We start from the raw sequence: 25,113 nt of genomic DNA, 5'->3' as shown, positions 1-25,113 counted from the left end.
GTCATTACTCCCTTGTTTGGTGCTTTACAGGTATAAGCTTAACTTCATTGGCGAGCTGCTCAACGCCGTTTGGCATAGTTTGGTACTGTGCTAAATGAAATGGTGTGAGTAAATCATCATAATGCTCACTGGCAATATTGCCAGATTGGCCTGGCGCGAGCATAAACAAGTGGGTTTGTTGTTTGCCCATATCGATAAGTTGCTTAAAAGTCGCTCCGAAATACTGTTCATAGCCCAGAGATTTCTGATAGTGAAAATCGGCCACACTAATGGAGTCTGGTGAACCTTCGCTGTTCATTTTTAAAGTGAAGAAATCTTTCAAAAAGCTAACCTCACTAAATGGTTTATGCTTGTATACAGCGTGGTGTAGTTCTCCCCACTGCCAATTCGACATATTACTATCGCCGGTAATTTTGTATAGCTCCCAAAGCGAATCACTTAACGAGGCGCTGATCACATCTGCGCAAGTTTCTTGTTCTTCGGTAAGTACATTGTCACACCATATTGAGTTTTCTGCTGTTAGCAGTGTATAAAGAGTATCTTCGGGTATGTTCTGAATGATAGATTTGAGCGACTGTTTTTCTGCTCTGTCGTTCCAGTTTTCTCTCAGTTCATCGCGTACGAGCTCCTTTCTCAACTTGCTGATCCAAACATTTAAGATGGTTGGTGTAGGGGACTGAGCACTCATATAACCATTCCAATTAGATAGAATTCTATGTGCCTCACGTTGCTGATCATTTTTAGGTGTATATTGCAGTAGTACCTTGAGTAACCGAAAGGCCGATGCGTTATGGGTATCATGTTGTATTGTTTTAAAGTCTGACAAACTGAGTTTTGTGTCAGTATTTATTATCTGCGACAGTAAGTCAGAAATGCGTTTACTGCGAGTTGGAGGCGCCCAATCATGGGAGATAAAAAAAGGGTAGTCGTCGCTAATCGGTTTGTTGTTTGCCGATACAAGGTAACCTGATTCAGGGTTGAAAATAGAAGGGAGTGCATCATTGGGAATATATCCAGACCATTGATATTCACTTTGCCACCCTGGTACGGGAAGCTCTCCATCCCATCCTGTGCGTATTGGAATTTTACCTGCGACTCGATATCCGATATTACCCTGAGTATCGGCGTACAAAAAGTTCAACGCAGGCGCTACAAGCAAATCTAGTGCATTATTAAATTCATTTTTATTGGATGCGTAATTTAATTTCAGTAGTGACTCAAAGCTGGTGTCATTGCTTTGTAAAGACGTCCAGCGTAGGCTGGCGGGTGAATCCGTTGCTTTTAGAATATCATTGATGATAGGCCCATTCACGGATTCTCTGATTTTTACTTTTACGGGTTTTAGTGCGCCATTAATAAATTCAGGAAAGTCTTGTTTTACTTGAATATACTCAACGCGTTGTTCAAAGCTAAGCCATTCTCCTTGATGAAAATATTTGGTTTTATCGTCTGCTTTAACTTGTTCAAAAAACAGGTCTTGAACGTCGGCCATTAAGTTGGTTGCGGACCATGCAATGTTGGCATTTTTACCAAATATTATAATGGGCAAACCTACTAAAGTTGCACCAGAAGCATTTATTTTATTACCCTTTAGTGTTGCCATATACCACGGTGATGGAACTTCTAAGCCAAGGTGTGGATCTGTGGCGAGTAATGCACCGCCAGTTTGGCTATGTTGTGGAGCTACAACCCAAGCATTGCTACCGACAAACTGACCGCCAATACTGAATTGTTGAGTGAGCGTATTTCCGATTTTTGCAAGTGGATCGAGAGACTGAGATGTTATGTCACTAAGTGCAATAGAAGTGTAGCCTTCTTTAGGGTAGCCTGGTAGTAACTCGGAAATCTGCTGATGACTAAGATATTGAGATATGATCAGGCGGTTTACTTCGTCCCGATAATTGCCTCCAAGGTTAAGGGCAAATGTTTTTATCCAAGCAAGCGAATCTGTAATAAGCCATGGTTGAGGTTTTATATTTGATAATTGAAACTCAATAGGCAGTGTTTTTGTGTTCGCAATAAAGTCGTTAACTCCACTTGAATATGCTTCAAGTGCTCGTCGTGCATTACTAGAGAGAGAGGGAACATCTTTGGCCGCTCTTTGGGTTAAATTTAGAGTTCTGAAGAACACATCCATGCTCACAGTATTTTTGCCAAATACTTCACTTAGCGTGCCTGAAATGAGACGCTTTTGGACCTCTAGTTGCCACAATCTGTCTTGCGCATGTACATAACCCAGTGCATAAAATGTATTTTCATCTGAACTACTTACAATACGTGGTACACCTTGTTTGTCTCTAGAAATATTAACTTGAGAAGTAATGTGTGTAGATGGTATCTGTCCACTGACCTGCGGTAAGCTTTGTAAAAAATAATATGCACACGTACCTACTGTAACAGCGATAGGTAATAATACTAACAGTAACAGTCTAAGGAGGAGTGGCGTAATCCCTCTCATACGGATAATCCTTTCAACTTGAATTTAAAATTATTGTATTTACTTCATTAATAACAAATGTTTTCTCTAATTAATGAAAATAAGCTTTTTAGCTATCTGCTCAATGTTTTAAATATTTTTCTTGGTTTTAGTCGCTTAAATGTCAACGCTGATAGTTTCGTTTTTATCAATATTACTATGCCGGTAATTTTGTGGCTGATTTTGGATGTTATCAGAGTATAATTTTAATTGGTATTTTTTAGTTGTAACAAAAATAAATAATTCGTTTTTTGTCATTTATGTATATTTTCATATTGCAAGTTGAAAGGTTCTAATGTAGCTTTGGCCTGTAAAAGATTGAAGACGGAATTCGTGTTAGTGTAGTCACAGCGTCTTAAGCTGCTTTTAATAAATATAATCAAAACAAAGCAGTGATTGTTTATTTGCCTATTTTATCGGCTTAAAGTCAATGGGGCGTGAGTGACATGCAGTTAAAGGATTTGATCCCTCTTGCTATTGCGCAGCAGGATATTTATTTACATCAAATACAGCATCCAAATAATCCGATGTATAATATTGGTGGTATTTTAAAGCTAACTGATATAGAGCCTTTTAAATTACAGTGTGCGCATAAGTCATTAATTGAAAACCATGAAAACTTTGGTTTAAGAATAGTTGAAACAGATGATGGTCCCATGCAGTTTATCAGCTGTGACCGCACGCTGGAATTGACTTTAGTTGACTTTTCCAACCTCGAGAATGCCCAAGAAAACGCACAGCATTGGGTCGAAGAAAATTTTCAAATTGCATTTCATTTATATAATAGTGAACTATATAAATCATATTTAATTAAACTCTCTGAAAATAATTATTGGTATTGTTTTGTCGCACACCACCTTATGATTGATGGCTGGGGTTTTGCTAAACTCATCGAGTCATTAGGGGGGTACTATAGTGGTAGTGATGTCGTCGCAAAATCGCAGTGGCGAGAAATTGTAGAAAGTGATATTCGGTATTTACAAAGTAATCATTTTAAAAAAGATAAAGATTATTGGGAAAGACAATTAACGAATTTTCCCGAGCCCATGCTAAATCCCTATTATAGAAACTATTATCAAGATCAAAAGTGTATTCCAAGTGGTCGTAAGTCAATGACCATTCCAAGTGATAAATATAATATCCTAAAAAACTTATTGAGAGAACTAGGGGTTGGTCCGGCGCAATTTTTTTTGGCTTTGATATCGGTATATTTTTGTCGTGCTTACTGTAAAGAGCAAGTGCTCGTTGGGTTACCAGTTCATAACCGAAAGCGCTACGATGATAAACAACATATCGGTTTGTTTACCAGTGTTTCCCCAATGTTGGTAGAGATCTCAAACGCCGCTCAGTTTGCCAATATATTACAGCAAGTTTCCCAGCGACAAAGACAAAACTTTAGACATCAAAAATATCCATTTGGTGAATTAGTAAGGCGTCTTGGAGGAAAGAACCATTCTGGTGCTGCGCTAGAAATTGAGTTTAATTATCTTAAGTTAAAAAGTAGTTCTGAGATAGGTGATGGTAGTGCAAGTGTGCATTATTTGAGCCATCACCATAACCCAATACCATTTAGTTTAACGGTTTGGGAATTTGGAGATTCTCAACCTGTTGAGCTGCATATGGACTTTAACAAAGCCTTCTTCACTGATAAAGAAGCGTCGTTAATGCTTAGTCGCTTTTATAGTACTGTTTTGCAATTTATGGCTAAACCCCAACTTCGCGTTTGCGATTTTTCATTGCTTCCGCCCAAAGAGCAGGCAATGCTTTACCGTTTTAGTCAAGGACTGGAAGTTGCGATTAACAAAGAGTCTATTCATTTAGCCTTTGAACGTCAGGCAAAATCTAACCCTATGCAAACAGCGTTAGTTTTTGAAAGTCAGAGTATGAGTTATGGGCAATTGCAGGCCTTAACCAATCAACTAGCCCAGTACTTATTAGAGCAATATCGAGATGAAAAGCAGGTATTTATTGGGGTCAGTTTAGAGCGTTCTTTTGACTTGGTGGTGTCGATCCTTGCAACTTTAAAAGCGGGTTTTGCCTACGTGCCACTTGACCCCGTTTTACCCAAAAGTCGCTTGGCATATATTGCCGCGGATACTCAATTGGCGTGTATTTTAACGGTAGACAAATTTCACCATGTATATCGGGATATCTCATCAGATGTGGTGTTATTAGATGATGAGTGTATTCAAAATATGCTCAAGCAGTTCGCCGTTGATTTCCACTTTATACCTTCTCACCGGGCTTTAGCGTATGTAATTTATACTTCAGGGACCACAGGAAACCCCAAGGGAGTAGCTGTTGAACATATGGGGGTGCTCAATCGTTTAGAGTGGGGACAAAATCAATATCAATTATCATCGCAAGATGTGGTGTTGCAAAAAACGCCATTCAGTTTTGACGTATCGGTATGGGAGATTTTTTGGCCTTTACGACAAGGTGCCACGTTGGTTTTAGCTAAGCCAGATGGACATAAGGACCCGAGTTATTTACATGAATTGATCCAGGAAAATCAAATTACAGTAGCTCAATTTGTACCGTCTATGCTTGAAGCTTATCAACAGATACAAGCTGGTCCAATGCCAGCTTCATTACGATATTTGTTTTGTTCTGGTGAAGCTTTGGGAATAGATGAAGTTCGCAGAATTCATAGTGACTCACCTCATATTCAGGTTTTTAATTTATATGGTCCGACAGAAGCAGCTATCGAAGTAAGCCATTTTGCATGTGCGCAGTTGGGTAAACGCAAGTCGATGCCTATTGGTAACGCTATTCAAAATACCGTGTTGTACGTTTTAAACGCAAATTTAGAATTGTGCCCAATTGGTGTCGTCGGCGAGTTATATATTGGGGGCATATGCTTGGCGCGAGGGTATCACAACTTAGACGCGCTTACAGAACAAAACTTTATCGAAGTGGCAATGTCCTCCGATGAGCCTGTACGATTATACAAAACCGGCGATTTAGCAAGATATGCAGCGGATGGTTACATAGAGTATTTAGGTCGCAATGATCATCAAGTGAAGATCCGTGGGTTAAGGATCGAGTTAACCGAAATTGAAGCTGTTCTAAACGGTCACGCAAATATACGACGTGCGCTGGTGAGTGCATCACAGCAAAATACATTAGTTGCGTATATACAGCTTGACCGAGAGGAGGGGCTTCACGAAAACGAGCAAATCTCGCAATTTAGAACGCTTTTATCGCATAAACTCCCCAGTTACATGGTGCCAGAGCAATATGTGATATTGACCGAGTGGCCCAAAACAGTCAGCGGTAAAATAGACCGAAAAGCTTTACCGGTCCCAGAGCGTCAGGTGAATGCCCAGTACGAGGCACCGCAAACACCAGAGCAACACTGTGTGGTCGATACCGTCGCACAGCTGTTAGGGTTAGATGTCACACAGGTAAGCGTAACCGACAACTTCTTTGCCTTGGGCGGACATTCGCTATTGGCGGTGCGATTAGCGGCAGAAGTACGCCGAGCGCTGGGTAAAGCGCTGTCGGTTCAAGCCATTTTCAATGCGGTGGACTTAAGGGCCTTAGCGCAAGTTGTAGCACGCAGTGAAGATGAACAAGCCAGTACCTTAGTTGCCATTCCCAGGGAACAGAGTGAGTATCCTTTGTCCTATGCCCAGCAGCGCTTATGGTTTATTGACCACTTGCAAGGGGATAGTCGCGAGTACAATATGGCGGCGGCGTTTGATGTGCATGGTGTGTTTGATGTTGACCTAGCCGAGCAAGCATTGGCACAAGTGATTGCACGTCATGAGGTGTTGCGTACGGTCTTTATTGAACGAGACGGACATGCGTGGCAGCAGGTGCAAGACGCGGTGAATTTCCGCTTAGCTGAGCACGATATCCAAGCGTTAGACGCGTCAGAGCAAGCCTTAGCCGTTGCTGAATTGATAGCTTCAGATAAACAACGACCGTTTGATTTAAGCCAAGATTTGATGTTGCGCGGTGCGTATATTCATGTGGCAGCTAAGCAAGGGGTACTGCTGCTAAACCTGCATCACATTGCAGGGGATGGCTGGTCAATTCCGGTGTTAGTCAAAGAATTTGAACAAGGCTATGAGGCGTTGCAACAAGGGACCACGTTGGAGCTGTCACCCTTACCAGTGCAGTACATAGATTATGCACATTGGCAACGTGGCGATGAACAGCAAGCGGTGTTTGCACAGCAACTGAGTTATTGGCAAACGCAATTGGCGGGAGCCCCAACGGTGCATGACCTACCGTTGGCTCATGCACGTACAGCATCGGCGCATAGAGCAGCGGCGTTGTGTGTCAGCGAGGTGCCAGCATCGGTATATCAACAGTTGAACCAAGTTGCTTCAGAGCAGGGCATGAGTGCCTTTATGTTGCTGCACAGTGTGTTGGCGTTGGTGTTATCGCGTCATAGCCACAGTCATGACATCGTGGTGGGTACTCCGGTGGCGAACCGTCAGCATGGCGTATTGAAAGACCTTATCGGCTTTTTTGTAAATACGGTGGTGTTGCGTTTGGACACCCAGCACAACCATTTAGCGGACTATTGGGCGCATGTACGCGAGGTACACTTAGCGGCGCAGTCACACCAAGATGTACCATTTGAACAAGTTGTTGAGCATTGCTGCGATAGCCGTAGCCAAACACATAGCCCGTTATTCCAAATCAGTTTTGATATGCAGTTTGCGGATGAATTGCGTTTATCCTTGGCAGATGTGCAGCTACAGCGTCGTGTAGATGATGCCCAAGCGCTGAAGTTTGAGTTAGAGATAACAGCGCATGTCAGCGACACCGGTTTACAGATAGAGTGGTGGTATGACAGCCACTTGTTTGCGGCAGAGCAGATTGAACAGTTAAGTCGGCACTTTAGCCGATTAGTGAGCGCGGTGGTTGTCAGTGAGCCAGAGCAATGTGCGTTGCACGCTTTGAATATGCTCAGTTCTGCTGAGCAAAGCCAGTTATTGAGTTTGGGTCAATATCACGGTGAGTATGTCGAGACTGAGGCGGTGCGTTTAACGCAAACTATCGCACAGCAAGCCTTTCGTACACCCCATGCCATCGCGGTGCAAGATAGCCATAATGAACTCTCATATCAGGCACTGGAGGCACAAGCTAACCAGCTAGCTCATTACCTCATCGCGCAGGGCGTACAACAAGGCGATGTTATTGGGGTTTATTTACCACGCTCCGTCTTGGTGGTAGTCAGTATGCTCGCGATTTGGAAAGTCGGTGGAACGGTGTTGTCGTTAGACCCTCAGTATCCCCATGAGCGTGTGCAGTTTATGTTGGATGATGCGCAAGCTCGGCAGGTATTGAGCCTAGAGGACGAGGTGCGGTTTAGTCATGTTGAGTGCCTCGTGCTCAGTGACACTGATTGGCAAAATGCGCCTTCGGATATATACATTGAAAGTGGCACACTGAGTGACATTGCGTATTTGATTTATACCTCAGGCTCAACAGGCCAACCCAAAGGGGTGGCGGTGAGTCATAAAGCCATTGCACAACATATTCATGGGGTGGTGTTTGAATATGCTTTGAGTGCAGCAGACAAGGCATGGCAGTTAGCTTCATTTAGTTTTGATACCGCCTTAGAGCAAAGCTTTGCAATATTGAGTTGTGGCGGTTGTGTGATGTTACATCAAGGCGCGGTACTCAGTGCGGAAGCTTGGCACCGCCAAATGTGTGAGCAAGCCATCACCCTCACCGATTTACCCGTGGCGTACTTCGCCCAACTATTGAATCAACTGAATGATACACAGTGGCATACCTTGGGATTGCGCTTGATAGTGGTAGGCGGAGAAGCGCTACCGCGTCAAGTTGTGACGAACTGGTTAGCGAAAGGGATGAATGAGCGCTGTCGTTTGGTGAACGCTTATGGCCCGACAGAAGCGGTGATCACAGCCAGTTATCAAGATATAGATATAGCAGATAGTCAATGCGTCCGTATTGGTCGAGCACTACCGGGTCGTCAACTTTATGTGTTGGACAGTGAGCGGCAGTTGACCCCGATGGGGTGTGTTGGTGAGTTGTATATTGGCGGCTTGTTGGCGCAAGGTTATTGGCGTCAAGCGAGACTAAGCGCAGACAAGTTTATCTCTAGCCCTTGGCATGACGGCGAGCGTTTGTATCGTACAGGGGATAAAGTTCGTTGGCTAGACAGTGGTGCTTTGGTGTTTGAAGGGCGACTGGATGAACAAGTTAAGCGCCGAGGCTATAGAATTGAGTTGGGAGAAATTGAATATCATCTGTCTCAATTAACGGGCGTCGACAGCGCGTTAGTGCTATTGAGTGCCACAGAGCAGTTGGTGGGCTACGTAGTTGCGCAAACGGGGCACAGTGTTGATGAACACACGTTGCAGGAGGCATTGCAAACACAACTCCCCAGTTACATGGTGCCAGAGCAATATGTGATATTGACCGAGTGGCCCAAAACAGTCAGCGGTAAAATAGACCGAAAAGCTTTACCGGTCCCAGAGCGTCAGGTGAATACCCAATACGAGGCACCGCAAACACCAGAGCAACACTGTGTGGTCGATACCGTCGCACAGCTGTTAGGGTTAGATGTCACACAGGTAAGCGTAACCGACAACTTCTTTGCCTTGGGCGGACATTCGCTATTGGCGGTGCGATTAGCGGCAGAAGTACGCCGAGCGCTGGGTAAAGCGCTGTCGGTTCAAGCCATTTTCAATGCGGTGGACTTAAGGGCCTTAGCGCAAGTTGTAGCACGCAGTGAAGATGAACAAGCCAGTACCTTAGTTGCCATTCCCAGGGCACAGAGTGAGTATCCTTTGTCCTATGCCCAGCAGCGCTTATGGTTTATTGACCACTTGCAAGGGGATAGTCGCGAGTACAATATGGCGGCGGCGTTTGATGTGCATGGTGTGTTTGATGTTGACCTAGCCGAGCAAGCATTGGCACAAGTGATTGCACGTCATGAGGTGTTGCGTACGGTCTTTATTGAACGAGACGGACATGCGTGGCAGCAGGTGCAAGACGCGGTGAATTTCCGCTTAGCTGAGCACGATATCCAAGCGTTAGACGCGTCAGAGCAAGCCTTAGCCGTTGCTGAATTGATAGCCTCAGATAAACAACGACCGTTTGATTTAAGCCAAGATTTGATGTTGCGCGGTGCGTATATTCATGTGGCAGCTAAGCAAGGGGTACTGCTGCTAAACCTGCATCACATTGCAGGGGATGGCTGGTCAATTCCGGTGTTAGTCAAAGAATTTGAACATGGCTATGAGGCGTTGCAACAAGGGACAACGTTGGAGCTGTCACCCTTACCAGTGCAGTACATAGATTATGCACATTGGCAACGTGGCGATGAACAGCAAGCGGTGTTTGCACAGCAACTGAGTTATTGGCAAACGCAATTGGCGGGAGCCCCAACGGTGCATGACCTACCGTTGGCTCATGCACGTACAGCATCGGCGCATAGAGCAGCGGCGTTGTGTGTCAGCGAGGTGCCAGCATCGGTATATCAACAGTTGAACCAAGTTGCTTCAGAGCAGGGCATGAGTGCCTTTATGTTGCTGCACAGTGTGTTGGCGTTGGTGTTATCGCGTCATAGCCACAGTCATGACATCGTGGTGGGTACTCCGGTGGCGAACCGTCAGCATGGCGTATTGAAAGACCTTATCGGCTTTTTTGTAAATACGGTGGTGTTGCGTTTGGACACCCAGCACAACCATTTAGCGGACTATTGGGCGCATGTACGCGAGGTACACTTAGCGGCGCAGTCACACCAAGATGTACCATTTGAACAAGTTGTTGAGCATTGCTGCGATAGCCGTAGCCAAACACATAGCCCGTTATTCCAAATCAGTTTTGATATGCAGTTTGCGGATGAATTGCGTTTATCCTTGGCAGATGTGCAGCTACAGCGTCGTGTAGATGATGCCCAAGCGCTGAAGTTTGAGTTAGAGATAACAGCGCATGTCAGCGACACCGGTTTACAGATAGAGTGGTGGTATGACAGCCACTTGTTTGCGGCAGAGCAGATTGAACAGTTAAGTCGGCACTTTAGCCGATTAGTGAGCGCGGTGGTTGTCAGTGAGCCAGAGCAATGTGCGTTGCACGCTTTGAATATGCTCAGTTCTGCTGAGCAAAGCCAGTTATTGAGTTTGGGTCAATATCACGGTGAGTATGTCGAGACTGAGGCGGTGCGTTTAACGCAAACTATCGCACAGCAAGCCTTTCGTACACCCCATGCCATCGCGGTGCAAGATAGCCATAATGAACTCTCATATCAGGCACTGGAGGCACAAGCTAACCAGCTAGCTCATTACCTCATCGCGCAGGGCGTACAACAAGGCGATGTTATTGGGGTTTATTTACCACGCTCCGTCTTGGTGGTAGTCAGTATGCTCGCGATTTGGAAAGTCGGTGGAACGGTGTTGTCGTTAGACCCTCAGTATCCCCATGAGCGTGTGCAGTTTATGTTGGATGATGCGCAAGCTCGGCAGGTATTGAGCCTAGAGGACGAGGTGCGGTTTAGTCATGTTGAGTGCCTCGTGCTCAGTGACACTGATTGGCAAAATGCGCCTTCGGATATATACATTGAAAGTGGCACACTGAGTGACATTGCGTATTTGATTTATACCTCAGGCTCAACAGGCCAACCCAAAGGGGTGGCGGTGAGTCATAAAGCCATTGCACAACATATTCATGGGGTGGTGTTTGAATATGCTTTGAGTGCAGCAGACAAGGCATGGCAGTTAGCTTCATTTAGTTTTGATACCGCCTTAGAGCAAAGCTTTGCAATATTGAGTTGTGGCGGTTGTGTGATGTTACATCAAGGCGCGGTACTCAGTGCGGAAGCTTGGCACCGCCAAATGTGTGAGCAAGCCATCACCCTCACCGATTTACCCGTGGCGTACTTCGCCCAACTATTGAATCAACTGAATGATACACAGTGGCATACCTTGGGATTGCGCTTGATAGTGGTAGGCGGAGAAGCGCTACCGCGTCAAGTTGTGACGAACTGGTTAGCGAAAGGGATGAATGAGCGCTGTCGTTTGGTGAACGCTTATGGCCCGACAGAAGCGGTGATCACAGCCAGTTATCAAGATATAGATATAGCAGATAGTCAATGCGTCCGTATTGGTCGAGCACTACCGGGTCGTCAACTTTATGTGTTGGACAGTGAGCGGCAGTTGACCCCGATGGGGTGTGTTGGTGAGTTGTATATTGGCGGCTTGTTGGCGCAAGGTTATTGGCGTCAAGCGAGACTAAGCGCAGACAAGTTTATCTCTAGCCCTTGGCATGACGGCGAGCGTTTGTATCGTACAGGGGATAAAGTTCGTTGGCTAGACAGTGGTGCTTTGGTGTTTGAAGGGCGACTGGATGAACAAGTTAAGCGCCGAGGCTATAGAATTGAGTTGGGAGAAATTGAATATCATCTGTCTCAATTAACGGGCGTCGACAGCGCGTTAGTGCTATTGAGTGCCACAGAGCAGTTGGTGGGCTACGTAGTTGCGCAAACGGGGCACAGTGTTGATGAACACACGTTGCAGGAGGCATTGCAAACACAACTCCCCAGTTACATGGTGCCAGAGCAATATGTGATATTGACCGAGTGGCCCAAAACAGTCAGCGGTAAAATAGACCGAAAAGCTTTACCGGTCCCAGAGCGTCAGGTGAATACCCAATACGAGGCACCGCAAACACCAGAGCAACACTGTGTGGTCGATACCGTCGCACAGCTGTTAGGGTTAGATGTCACACAGGTAAGCGTAACCGACAACTTCTTTGCCTTGGGCGGACATTCGCTATTGGCGGTGCGATTAGCGGCAGAAGTACGCCGAGCGCTGGGTAAAGCGCTGTCGGTTCAAGCCATTTTCAATGCGGTGGACTTAAGGGCCTTAGCGCAAGTTGTAGCACGCAGTGAAGATGAACAAGCCAGTACCTTAGTTGCCATTCCCAGGGCACAGAGTGAGTATCCTTTGTCCTATGCCCAGCAGCGCTTATGGTTTATTGACCACTTGCAAGGGGATAGTCGCGAGTACAATATGGCGGCGGCGTTTGATGTGCATGGTGTGTTTGATGTTGACCTAGCCGAGCAAGCATTGGCACAAGTGATTGCACGTCATGAGGTGTTGCGTACGGTCTTTATTGAACGAGACGGACATGCGTGGCAGCAGGTGCAAGACGCGGTGAATTTCCGCTTAGCTGAGCACGATATCCAAGCGTTAGACGCGTCAGAGCAAGCCTTAGCCGTTGCTGAATTGATAGCTTCAGATAAACAACGACCGTTTGATTTAAGCCAAGATTTGATGTTGCGCGGTGCGTATATTCATGTGGCAGCTAAGCAAGGGGTACTGCTGCTAAACCTGCATCACATTGCAGGGGATGGCTGGTCAATTCCGGTGTTAGTCAAAGAATTTGAACAAGGCTATGAGGCGTTGCAACAAGGGACAACGTTGGAGCTGTCACCCTTACCAGTGCAGTACATAGATTATGCACATTGGCAACGTGGCGATGAACAGCAAGCGGTGTTTGCACAGCAACTGAGTTATTGGCAAACGCAATTGGCGGGAGCCCCAACGGTGCATGACCTACCGTTGGCTCATGCACGTACAGCATCGGCGCATAGAGCAGCGGCGTTGTGTGTCAGCGAGGTGCCAGCATCGGTATATCAACAGTTGAACCAAGTTGCTTCAGAGCAGGGCATGAGTGCCTTTATGTTGCTGCACAGTGTGTTGGCGTTGGTGTTATCGCGTCATAGCCACAGTCATGACATCGTGGTGGGTACTCCGGTGGCGAACCGTCAGCATGGCGTATTGAAAGACCTTATCGGCTTTTTTGTAAATACGGTGGTGTTGCGTTTGGACACCCAGCACAACCATTTAGCGGACTATTGGGCGCATGTACGCGAGGTACACTTAGCGGCGCAGTCACACCAAGATGTACCATTTGAACAAGTTGTTGAGCATTGCTGCGATAGCCGTAGCCAAACACATAGCCCGTTATTCCAAATCAGTTTTGATATGCAGTTTGCGGATGAATTGCGTTTATCCTTGGCAGATGTGCAGCTACAGCGTCGTGTAGATGATGCCCAAGCGCTGAAGTTTGAGTTAGAGATAACAGCGCATGTCAGCGACACCGGTTTACAGATAGAGTGGTGGTATGACAGCCACTTGTTTGCGGCAGAGCAGATTGAACAGTTAAGTCGGCACTTTAGCCGATTAGTGAGCGCGGTGGTTGCCAGTGAGCCAGAGCAATGTGCGTTACACGCTTTGAATATGCTCAGTTCTGCTGAGCAAAGCCAGTTATTGAGTTTGGGTCAATATCACGGTGAGTATCAATCACCAACTCAATGTATTCATCAGTTATTTGAACAACAAGTAAACCAAACACCTAATAACACCGCAATAGTCTTTTGCGAACAAACACTGAGTTATGAAGAGCTAAATAAGCAAGCTAACCGTGTTGCTCACTATCTTCATGCCCAAGGTGTCACAGCTCATAAGCTGGTTGGCGTCTGTACGCCACGATGCCCAGAAATGATGGTAGCCATACTCGCGATTTTAAAATTAGGGGCCGCATATGTTCCACTTGACCCCGATTACCCTAGATCTAGGCTTGAGTTGATTGTAAAAGATGCTGAATTGCAACTCGTGCTATGTACCACGGAAACCGTACACGCATTGCCGAGTGAACTTTGCAAATTTTTAGATGTCCAGACCATCGACTCGGTATTGTTAGAGTTCCCAGAGACAAACTTACTGGATGTACATATAACGACGAACAGCCCTGCCTATGTCAATTATACCTCGGGTACTACAGGCAAACCAAAAGGAGTGATCGCACCACACCGCGGTGTTTGTCGATTAGTTCGTTCGGCAAATTTTGCTGAATTAAACGCGCAAAGCTGTGTTGTACATTTTGCTTCTATCTCGTTCGATGCGGCCACTTTTGAGCTTTGGGGACCGTTATTAAATGGTGGTCGTTGTGTTTTCTATCCAGAGTCGGTCATGGATCTGGCGTCTATGAATGCATTACTTGCACAACACAGTGTTGATACTCTCTTTATGACTACCGGGCTGTTTAATCAGTGGAGTTACACTCACCCTGAGCTACCTCAGTTAAAGCGCATTTTGGTCGGTGGTGAAGTTGCTGACAAACACGCGGTATCGCGTATGTTACAAGCCTTGCCTACCGCAACCGTGGTTAATGTTTATGGGCCAACCGAAAACACTACTTTTTCTAGCTACTATGAAGTACCAAGGGCGCGTTATGAAAACAATCTCTCAGCGCCAGCTTTACCGATCGGCAAATCCATAACAGGCACAGAGCTGTTTGTAGTCGCTCCTGATGGCAGTTTGTCACCTAAAGGTTGTGTTGGGGAGTTATTGACTGGGGGGGATGGTGTAGCACTAGGTTACTTAAAGCAGTCGACGTTAAGCGAAGAGCGTTTTATTCCTAATACTTTTACTGGTATAGGCCGTTTGTACAAAACGGGGGATCTGGTGCGTTTCAACGACCAAGACGAACTTGATTACATTGGTCGTATTGATAACCAAATAAAGTTACGTGGCTTTAGAATTGAGTTAGGGGAAATTGAACAGGTACTTGCTGCATGTCCTCAAGTTGATGCAGCTTTAGTACAGTTATATGCCGGCGATGATGATGTGAAGCAGTTAGTCGCGTATATGACTGTGGCGATAGATGCCAAACATCTTAGCGAGTTTGAACTCATTGATGCAGTTCGCATGTACCTAACTAGTAAGTTACCACAGTACATGATGCCAGCAATATTTATGGTGGTAGAACAGTGGCCATTAACGGCAACGGGCAAAGTGGATAAAGCTGCGCTGCCAAGACCATCTTTGGCACATTTGCAAACTGAGTTTGTGGATGCAACCACAACAACTGAGCATCAATTGCGTTGTTCTGTCGCAAAACTATTAGCGCTTGATGAATCGCAAATAAGTATTACAGCCAACTTTTTTGATTTGGGTGGGCACTCATTACTGGCTATCAGGTTAGTGAGTGAAATTGACGCGGCAATGGGCAAACATATTGCTGTGAAAGCTATTTTTGACTATCCAATATTAGCCGAATTAGCACAATATATTGAGCAGACTCACGCTGTGAGTATGACTGAGATCCCAAAGGCCAATCGTGATGAAGTGTTATTTACATCTTACGCTCAGCAGCGTTTGTGGTTTATTGATCATATGCAAGGTGGTACCAGTGAGTACAACATTTGTGAAGCGGTAGAGCTCCATGGAAAGTTAGATGAAACAGCGGTACGCCAAGCTTTGCTTGATTTAGTTGTACGTCACGAAGTGATCCGAACTAACTATCAGCATGCAGGAGCGACGGTTCATTGCGTTGTTCGCGATGTTGATGACGTACTATTGTCTATGCATGATTTAAGAAGTCTGGATCTAGAATCACAAAAAATTGCGCTGGGAGAGTATGTGATGCAATTGGCACAGACGCCTTTTGATCTCGCTTGCGATCTCATGCTCAAGGTGGTGCTAGTGAAGTGCTCATCAACACGTTCAGTGCTGATATGGAGTATGCATCACATCGCCACAGATGGTTGGTCACTATCCTTATTGATTAAAGAGTTTTCTAATTTATATAACAGCTACATCAGTCAACAATCGGCGCAACTGCCATCACTCAATTTACAATATGTTGATTTTGCACAGTGGCAAAGAGCACAATTTGCAAGCGACGCTTATCAAAATTCAATTGCCTTCTGGCAGCAACATTTAGCTGCTGTACCGGATGTTCACGGTTTAGTGCTGGATTATCCTCGACCTGCAAAGCAGCAATTTCAAGGCGCGGTTTACAGACAGCACATAGATTCTGCACAACTGAAACGACTGTACGCGACTGCCAAGCAACATCAAGTGACGTTGTATATGCTAATAAAAGCCGCTTTTTCAGTAGTGTTATCGCGTTTTAGCGGCGAAACCGACATAGTAATTGGCACCCCAGTTGCTGGAAGAGAGCACGCTGCGTTAGAAGGCGTCGTGGGTTTGTTCGTCAATACTTTGGTGAGTCGTACAGACCTTTCCAGTGTGACGAGTTTTACGCAATTGTTGGCTCAGGTGAAGGCGCATACTCTAGCTAGCTATGCCCATCAGGAAGTACCTTTTGATGCGATTGTTGAGGCCCTCAACCCTGAACGCTCCTCAGCCTATAATCCTTTGTGTCAGATCAAATTTGTGTTGCAAAACTTTGAATCTGACTCACTTAGTTTATCGAATGTGATCGTTAAGCCATATCAAGAAGCAGTGCCAGTACAGGTTCACTTCGATTTAGATCTAACGGGCACTGAATATGATGAGCAGTTAGAGCTTGAGTGGAGCTATAAAACCTCTTTGTTTAAGCATGCATCAATCGAGCGTATGGCGCAGGCATTATCACTTGTCTTTCATGCGGTTTGTGACGACCCCGACCGTGACTTTTCAAAGATAGATCTGTTACCTGAGCAAATTCGACATCAGTTACTGCAGCATGGCAAAGGAACCGCATTACGGTACGAAACAGCCTCCAGTCTCGCCAAAGAAATAGAAAAGCAGGTGACTGAAACGCCAAATGCAGAAGCAGTCAGGTGTGAAGACTTAGTTTTAAGTTATGCACGTTTTAATCAGCAAGCGAATAAATTGGCCAGAGCACTAGATGAACTGGGTGTTGAAAAGGGTGAATGTGTCGGCTTGTACCTTGAACGTTCAATTGCATTTAGCATTGCTTTGCTTGCGGTGCAAAAGCTTGGGGCGATTTATGTGGTGTTGCCGACTGGCAACGAGGACGAGCGGGTCCAAGGTATTATTGGGGATGCGCAAATTGCTACAGTATTACAAGTCAAAACGGATGGCTTAGCAGCGCTAGCAGGGGTGGATACGATCTATCTCGATGGTGCTGAACACGATGATAATTGGTTGGCAGAATATCCAGACCAAAACCTAGTGATAGATATTCAACCACAGGATATCGCCTATGTACTGTACACATCAGGGTCAACTGGTAAGCCAAAAGGCGTTCAAGTAACACAACAAGGACTACTTGATTATTGTCAGTTGTCGGCGCAGCAGCACTACCGAGGTGTTGGCTCTATTGTGGCAACCGCAACAACGTTTGACTTAAGTATTCCTGGTCTTTATGTGCCATTGTTACGCGGTGGTTGTGTCAACTTACTGAGTGCCAATGATGAGTTGAGTAAACTCATGGCGATGTTGTCCAAACCTGGTCTACTCGGACATTTTATTCGCTTAACGCCATCTCATTTGCAAGGTTTATTGACATTGCTTGAACCCAAACAACTACTAGGTTCACATGTATTTGTGATAGGTGGGGAGCGGTTTGAGTTAAGTTTAGCGGCTAGTTTGCAGGAAAAATTTCCAAACGCGCAAATTTACAATCACTACGGACCAACTGAGACTGTAGTAGGCGCCTTGTGTTATGACGTTACGGCTAACTTGGGGAACTTAGATAGTCAACTTCCAATTGGTAAGCCACTGCCAAATACTCACATATACATTTTAGATGACAAGACGCAACTAGTTCCTTTGGGTGTACCAGGTGAGATCTATATTGGCGGACCTAGAGTGGCAAAAGGCTATCTCAATCAAGCAGAGCTAACAGCAGAGCGTTTTATAGATGATCCATTTATACAAGGAGCGCGTTTATATCGCACTGGTGACAAAGCTCGGTGGATGATTGATGGTAATATCGAGTTTCTTGGGCGCATGGATGACCAAGTTAAAATACGTGGTTATCGTATTGAGCTTGGTGAGATAGAACAACAGCTATTAAAGCACCCACAGATCAACAGTTGTGTAGCGCATGTATGGCATGACGAACAATATTCTCAGCTTGTTGCATATGTGACTGTTAGTGGTGACGTTGAATCGCAAGTCTTACTTGCGTTTTTACAGGGAAAACTGCCCCATTACATGGTCCCGAGCCACATCATGTGTCTAGATACCTTACCACTGTCGGCAAATGGTAAGTTAAACCGTAAAAAACTACCACCACCTCAAATTCAGTCTGAACACACTGGGGTATTTTCAACACCGACGGAGGTAAATCTAGCCGCTATTTGGCAACAGGCTTTGAACGTTGAGCATATTAGCCCACAAGATGATTTCTTTGCTTTGGGCGGACATTCATTGATAGCAACTCGGGTAGTGAGTGACATTGCAAAGCATTTTAATAAACCGATCACAGTGGCTGAGTTTTTTGAATGTCGCACTTTACAAAATATGGCAAGTTTTATTGATGCTAAAGCCAACAAAGATTTTAAAAATATCCCAACACGTGACACGTTGCAGCCCATTGCCTTGTCGTTTGCACAACAAAGGTTGTGGTTTATTGACCAACTAGAGCATGGAAGTACTCAATACAATATGCCCATTGCTTTGCAATTAGCTGGTACGCTTGATGTTGTCGCATTGGAGTCAGCTTTAGCGTATTTGGTATCGAGACATGAAATACTTCGTACCTGCTACCGCAATATTTCTGGCACAGTGTCACAAGTTATCCAGCAAGATATTAATTTGTACGTTTACCATGATGATCTCAGTGCATTACCTGAATATATGCAACAGCAAAGGTTGGTTGAGATCGAAACCAATGAATGGCTAACCAGCTTTGATTTACAGCGTGATCTCATGATCCGTACAAAATTGGTCAAGTTAAACATAACTACGCATGTACTGTTTATTACTTTGCACCATATCGCTTCTGATGGTTGGTCAAACGGTCTCTTGGTCAAAGAATTTGTTCAGCTTTATGAACATTTTCACCTAGGTGTTGAGGTTTCGCTCCCTCCTTTGCCTATTCAGTATTCTGATTATGCTATGTGGCAGCGCCAACAGCTCAGTGAACAGGAGCTTGATAAACAATTGGATTATTGGACGCAGCAGTTGGCAGATTTACCAACTGTGCACAACTTGCCACTTGATAAACCAAGACCAAAACAACAACAATTTGCTGCGCAAAGTTTTACGGTAACGTTGGATAAAGAGCGACTAGGGAAGCTGCATCAAGTGGCATTGAACCAAGGCGCGACCTTATTCATGTTATTGGAAGCGGTATTTGCTTCACTTATTTCAAGGTTTAGCGGCGACGATGACATTGTTATCGGTACTCCAATATCGGGTCGTAATCATAAAGATGTTGAACCATTGATTGGATTGTTTGTAAATACTTTATTATTGCGCACTGATCTATCCGGTGATCCCACATTTGTTGAATTACTCGAACAGAGTAAGCAAACATCATTAGCGGCCTATGCCAATCAAGATGTGCCATTTGATATGCTGGTTGACAAGCTTAATCCGGAACGAAAACTCAACCATGCAGCGTTGTTCCAGATCTTATTTTCAATGAGAAATAATGAACAGGTTGAGCTGTCTTTGCCTGAACTTGAGATCAGCGATATTGTACCAGCACAAGAGCAATCTAAATTTGATTTGCAGCTCAGTGCTACGGAGCTACCTGATGGGTTAGAGTTATCGTGGCGGTTTGCGGTTTCTATTTTTGAGTTGGCAACCATCGAGCGATTAAGCGAGGCTTATTGTGCATTGTTACAAGCGTGTGCAGAACACCCTGAGATAACAGTAAAGTCGGTTCCGATACTTGCCAGTGCACATTTAGCTAAAGTGCAAGGTTGGGAGCAAGGTCAAGTGAAGCCAGCTGACTTGCTGCTTCCTCATGCTTTTGAGCGCCAAGTAAGTTTAACGCCTGATCAGTTTGCGCTTAGCGATGCATCACTTGAACTGAGCTATGCGGCTTTAAACGAACAAGCAAACCGTTTGGCACACTATTTAATGGCACAGCAGGTGTCATACGGTGATACTGTAGCATTGTTATTAACACGTTCCAGCCGCGCTATTGTAAGCATTTTGGCGGTGTTAAAAACGGGGGCTGCTTATGTGCCGATCGATACAAATAGTCCCACAGCACTTATCGAAAATATTATAAAAGACAGCGGCAGTTGTTGTTTGTTGACCGATGTACCTGACAATCCGATTGATCAACACTTGATAAATCATGTTATTGATATGAGGTCGATAAATTTACACGCCTATTCACATACCAACCCACATGTACCGCAATTAGATGGTGATACGTTGGCTTATGTTATCTATACCTCAGGTTCAACGGGTCAACCTAAAGGGGTGATGGTTGCGCATAGCTCGTTGGCTAACTTGACGGCTAATTTAAGTCCTGCATTAGTGGATGGCGGTGTGTTTGGTGGGTGCTGGGGACTAAATGCAACGTATGCATTTGATTCATCGATTAAGGCTCTTGTGCAACTTGCGCACGGCGGTGAAATTTACGTGATGGCCGATCATGAACGCTTAAATACAGACGTGCTGCGCTCGTTGCTACTTAACCGTAATAGACCCATCACCACTTTGGATTGCACACCCACGTTACTTGATGTTTGGCTTGGACAAGGCTTGGAGGCGCATTTACCGCATCTAGTGATTGGCGGGGAAGCGATATCTATATCGCTATGGCAACGTTTAGTACGCTGGCAAACTAGCTCAGGCAAAAAAGCACTAAATGTTTATGGTCCCACCGAATGTACAGTTGATACAACTTGGTCGCTGATTGAGGGCGATCATCCTGTGATCGGTCAGCCATTGAATAACGTGTATGTTCGGGTATTGGATGATGCTTTAAATCGGGTGCCAATCGGTGTATTTGGCCAGTTATATATTGGTGGTGCAGGTGTGGCTTGTGGTTACATTAACCAAACTAACGCGACGGCAAAACACTTTATCCAAGATCCTGATGAACCAGCCAAGCGAATATACAAAACGGGTGATAAAGTTCGTTGGTTGACCTCTGGCTCACTTGAATTTCTGGGTCGATTTGATGATCAAGTGAAGATCAGAGGTTATCGCATTGAGCTTGCACATATTCAACAGCAGCTACTACTGCAAGAACAAGTGACAGACGCTTTAGTACGTGTTGTACAGACCAGTCATGGTGAACAGCTGGTCGCATATCTGATAGTCGCTGATCCGCAATTAGATAGCCAAGATATTTTGCAACATTTAGCCTTGTATTTGCCGAGCTATATGTTACCCAGTGCGCTCATAATTTTGACTTCTTTCCCGCTTACGCGTAATGGCAAGGTGGATCATACAGCGCTACCCATACCAGATTTAACGGAACCAACATCAAAGTTCGAGCCAGTTATCACACAAACAGAGAAAGCATTATTACCAATATGGTTGGCTGTGCTTGATGTTGAGCAAGTGGGTCGCAATAGTGGCTTTTTTGCACTCGGTGGCCACTCAATTTTGGCCATTAAGCTGGTCAGTGAAATAGCGAAAGTATTTGGAAAGTTAATCACCGTACGTGACGTATTTGAGCATCAAAGGTTGCAAGATTTAGCCACTTTGCTAGACACACAGAAAGTGGAATATCAGCAGCATATCAGTGTGATCGAAAAAGACGGACCTTTGATTCTGTCGTATGCACAACAACGAATTTGGTTTATTGATCAGTTAGAAAATGGCAGTACTCAGTACAACATCACAATACCAGTGAAATTATTGGGCACATTGTGTGTTGACGGTCTGAAGCAGGCTTTACTGTTATTGGTTCAACGTCATGAAATACTACGCACAGTGTATTTGCAAAATGAAGATGGCGCCTACCAAAAAGTGAACCCAGTTGAGGAAGTCGTGGTTGATTATGAAGACATCACTTACTTAGACTCAGTGGCTAAAAATGGTGCCTTACACCAAGCTGTAAGCCGAGAAACGGCATTGGCATTTGATTTAAGCGCAGATCTAATGATCCGTGTACGATTAATGAAATTGGCTGAGGGTGAACATGCGTTATTGTTTACCGTTCATCATATTGCCACCGACGGCTGGTCAAACAGCATTTTACTTAAAGATTTTGCGACATTATATCAACAGCACGTCGAACATCATGTGCCTCAGGGCCTAGCCGAGCTACCAATTCAATATGCTGATTTTGCTTTTTGGCAAAGAACTTACTTTAGTGATGAGCGACTCAATCAGCAACTGGATTACTGGAAGCTGCAACTTGCCGGGCTGCCCACTTTGCATGCATTGCCGACAGACTATCCGCGTCCTGCCCAGCAAAAATTGGGGGCAAAACGCCATGTAGAAGTGCTGGACACATCCACGCTGGAAAGTTTACATGGGTTAGCTAAACGTTATAACTGTACCTTGTTTACCCTGATCCACGCCGCATTTAGTGCGTTGTTGGGACGCATCAGTGGCGAGGATGATATTGTCATTGGCACGCCAATCGCTGGGCGAAATCACAATGAAATTCAGTCGCTCATCGGTTGCTTTATAAATACCTTAGTACTGAGAGCGAATTTGGCACAAACGTATACGTTTGAATCTTTGTTACTGTATTGTAAAACACTTAATCTTGATGCCATGTCAAACCAAGATTTGCCGTTTGATTTGTTGGTTGATGAGTTAAACCCAGAGCGAAGCTTAAGTCATGCACCGTTGTTTCAAGTGTTGCTTTCAATGCAAAACTACGAGCAACAATCCATTGAATTGCCTAACTTGCAGTTACAAACTTTATTTGAGCATGATGTGCAATCTAAGTTTGATATTCAATTAGTGGTTGCTGAAGTTGATGGTCAATTACGGTTGACTTGGCTGTATGCCAGTGCCTTATTCCATGAACAAACCATTGTGCGTTTTGCACAGGCCTTAACACGAATATTCAAGCAAGTTGCGCAGAAACCAGATTTACCTATTAGCAAACTGTCATTATTCGATGAGGGATCTGATTGTGCGTTGGCGGCACAAGTGGGCGTGCGTGAATATACAAATAGACAGTACACGCTAATTGATCACATTGAATCACAGGTATTAAAAACCCCTGAGCATATTGCTATAAGTTCTGATGTGGTTTCATTAACTTATGCCCAACTAAATAGTAAAGCGAACCGTCTCGCTCATGCGTTGCTAGCATTGGGTGTAAGACCACAGCAAACCGTTGGAGTTTGCTTAGCGCGCTCTGCTGAGCTACTTATCGCATTACTAGCCATACAGAAAGTAGCTGCAACGTATGTCATGTTGTCAACCGGCGTCGAGCATCAGCGTTTGGTCGAAATAATGCTTGATGCAAACATTGATGTTGTTTTACATGATGGCCACTCGCTGGCATCCCTATCAAATCGCGTTAGGTTGTTTTCTTTAGAAGATGCAGCAATTCATGCACAGTGGGGGGTTGAGTATCCGCAAACTAATCCTGAGGTGGTACGTGATTTACAATACAGTGCTTATATACTCTACACCTCAGGCTCTACTGGTAAACCAAAAGGAGTAGAGATCAGCCAATACGCGCTGAATGATTACTGTCAGCTATCAAGCACGCATCATTATCCTGGTGATGGATCTGTGGTTGCCAGTGCCCCCGTTTTTGATTTGACCATTCCCGGATTATATGTGCCGTTACTCAATGGTGGTTGTGTGCATCTTCTTGCCGAAGGAAATGAGCTGCTTGATTTAGCTGAGTTCTTTGCACAAAACGATGAGCAGGCGTTGCTGGTGAGGTTAACGCCATCTCATGTGCTGGGGCTATTGCCCTTGATTGAACAGCAACAGTTTACTGCTAAGCACAAATTTGTAATTGGTGGGGAGCGTTTTGCACCATCGGTTGCAAAGAGACTTCAGCGAAGCTTCGTTAACAGCCACATTATTAATCATTATGGCCCAACTGAAACTGTAGTCGGGGCGCTGAGTTTTGATGTAACTGCAAACATAGACAGCCTAGGGGTTGATATTCCTATCGGCAAACCATTACCTAATACCGAAGTGATGATTTTGGATATATCTGGCTCACGAGTACCAACCGGTTTGCCTGGCGAGCTTTATATTGCTACTCCGCGCGTTGCAAGAGGATATCTGAATAATGCTCAGTTAACCGAGTCCGTTTTTCTAGACAACCCATTTAATGATTTTCAGCACAATCCTGACTATCAGGTTATGTACCGCACTGGCGACAAGGTTCGCCAATTGGAAGACGGCAATATTGTGTTCATGGGGCGCTTGGATAGACAGGTAAAAATACGAGGCTTTAGAGTAGAACTTGGTGAAATAGAACAACAGCTTATTGCGTTTAATGCAGTTGAACAGGGGGTTGTCAAAGTGTTTGGCAATGCGGAAAGTGCGCTATTGGTCGCCTATGTTGTGGTTAAAGCGTCATTTGACGAAAGCGAATTTTTGGCATTTTTACGCGAGCGTTTACCTGGTTATATGGTGCCAACCTCGGTGCAAGTACTTGACAAACTCCCTTTAAATAACAACGGCAAAGTTAACTTACATGCTTTACCTAAACCGCAACAAAACGAGCAAGAATATACAACAGCACAAACAGAGACTGAACATCAATTAGTCAAAATTTGGCAAACCGTTTTGCAAATTGACGCGCTGAGTACCAGTGCGAATTTCTTTAGTTTAGGTGGAAATTCGTTGCTGGGAACTCGGGTGATCAATGCCGTACAAAAAGAATTTGAAATAGAGTTGCCGCTTAGGCACTTATTTGAGCAATCTGATATTCGCAGTATCGCCACTTTGGTTGAAGCACTGGTCGTGAAAAAACGAAACATTCAAATGGCACTTGCGGAAGAACAAAAAAATATGGAAGAAACGGAGTGGTGA

Annotated in this window: 2 protein-coding genes; one reads left to right on the top strand and one right to left on the bottom strand. The window is 44.8% G+C overall.

The window, feature by feature from the left end; genetic code table 11:
• Positions 1–4 precede the first annotated feature (4 nt).
• Complete coding sequence (locus AC5FX4_RS12795) at positions 5–2,458, bottom strand: penicillin acylase family protein (protein WP_493606765.1); 2,454 nt, start codon at positions 2,456–2,458, stop codon at positions 5–7.
• Between the two features lie 464 nt (positions 2,459–2,922).
• Between AC5FX4_RS12795 and AC5FX4_RS12790 the strand changes: the two genes are divergently transcribed.
• Positions 2,923–25,113, top strand: a complete 22,191-nt coding sequence (locus AC5FX4_RS12790) for a non-ribosomal peptide synthase/polyketide synthase (RefSeq protein ID WP_493606764.1) — start codon at positions 2,923–2,925, stop codon at positions 25,111–25,113.

The sequence above is a fragment of the Pseudoalteromonas sp. ATL1 genome (assembly GCF_058933015.1).
The sequence above is the reverse complement of the archived record's forward strand: the minus strand, read 5'-3'. Positions and strand labels throughout refer to the sequence as shown.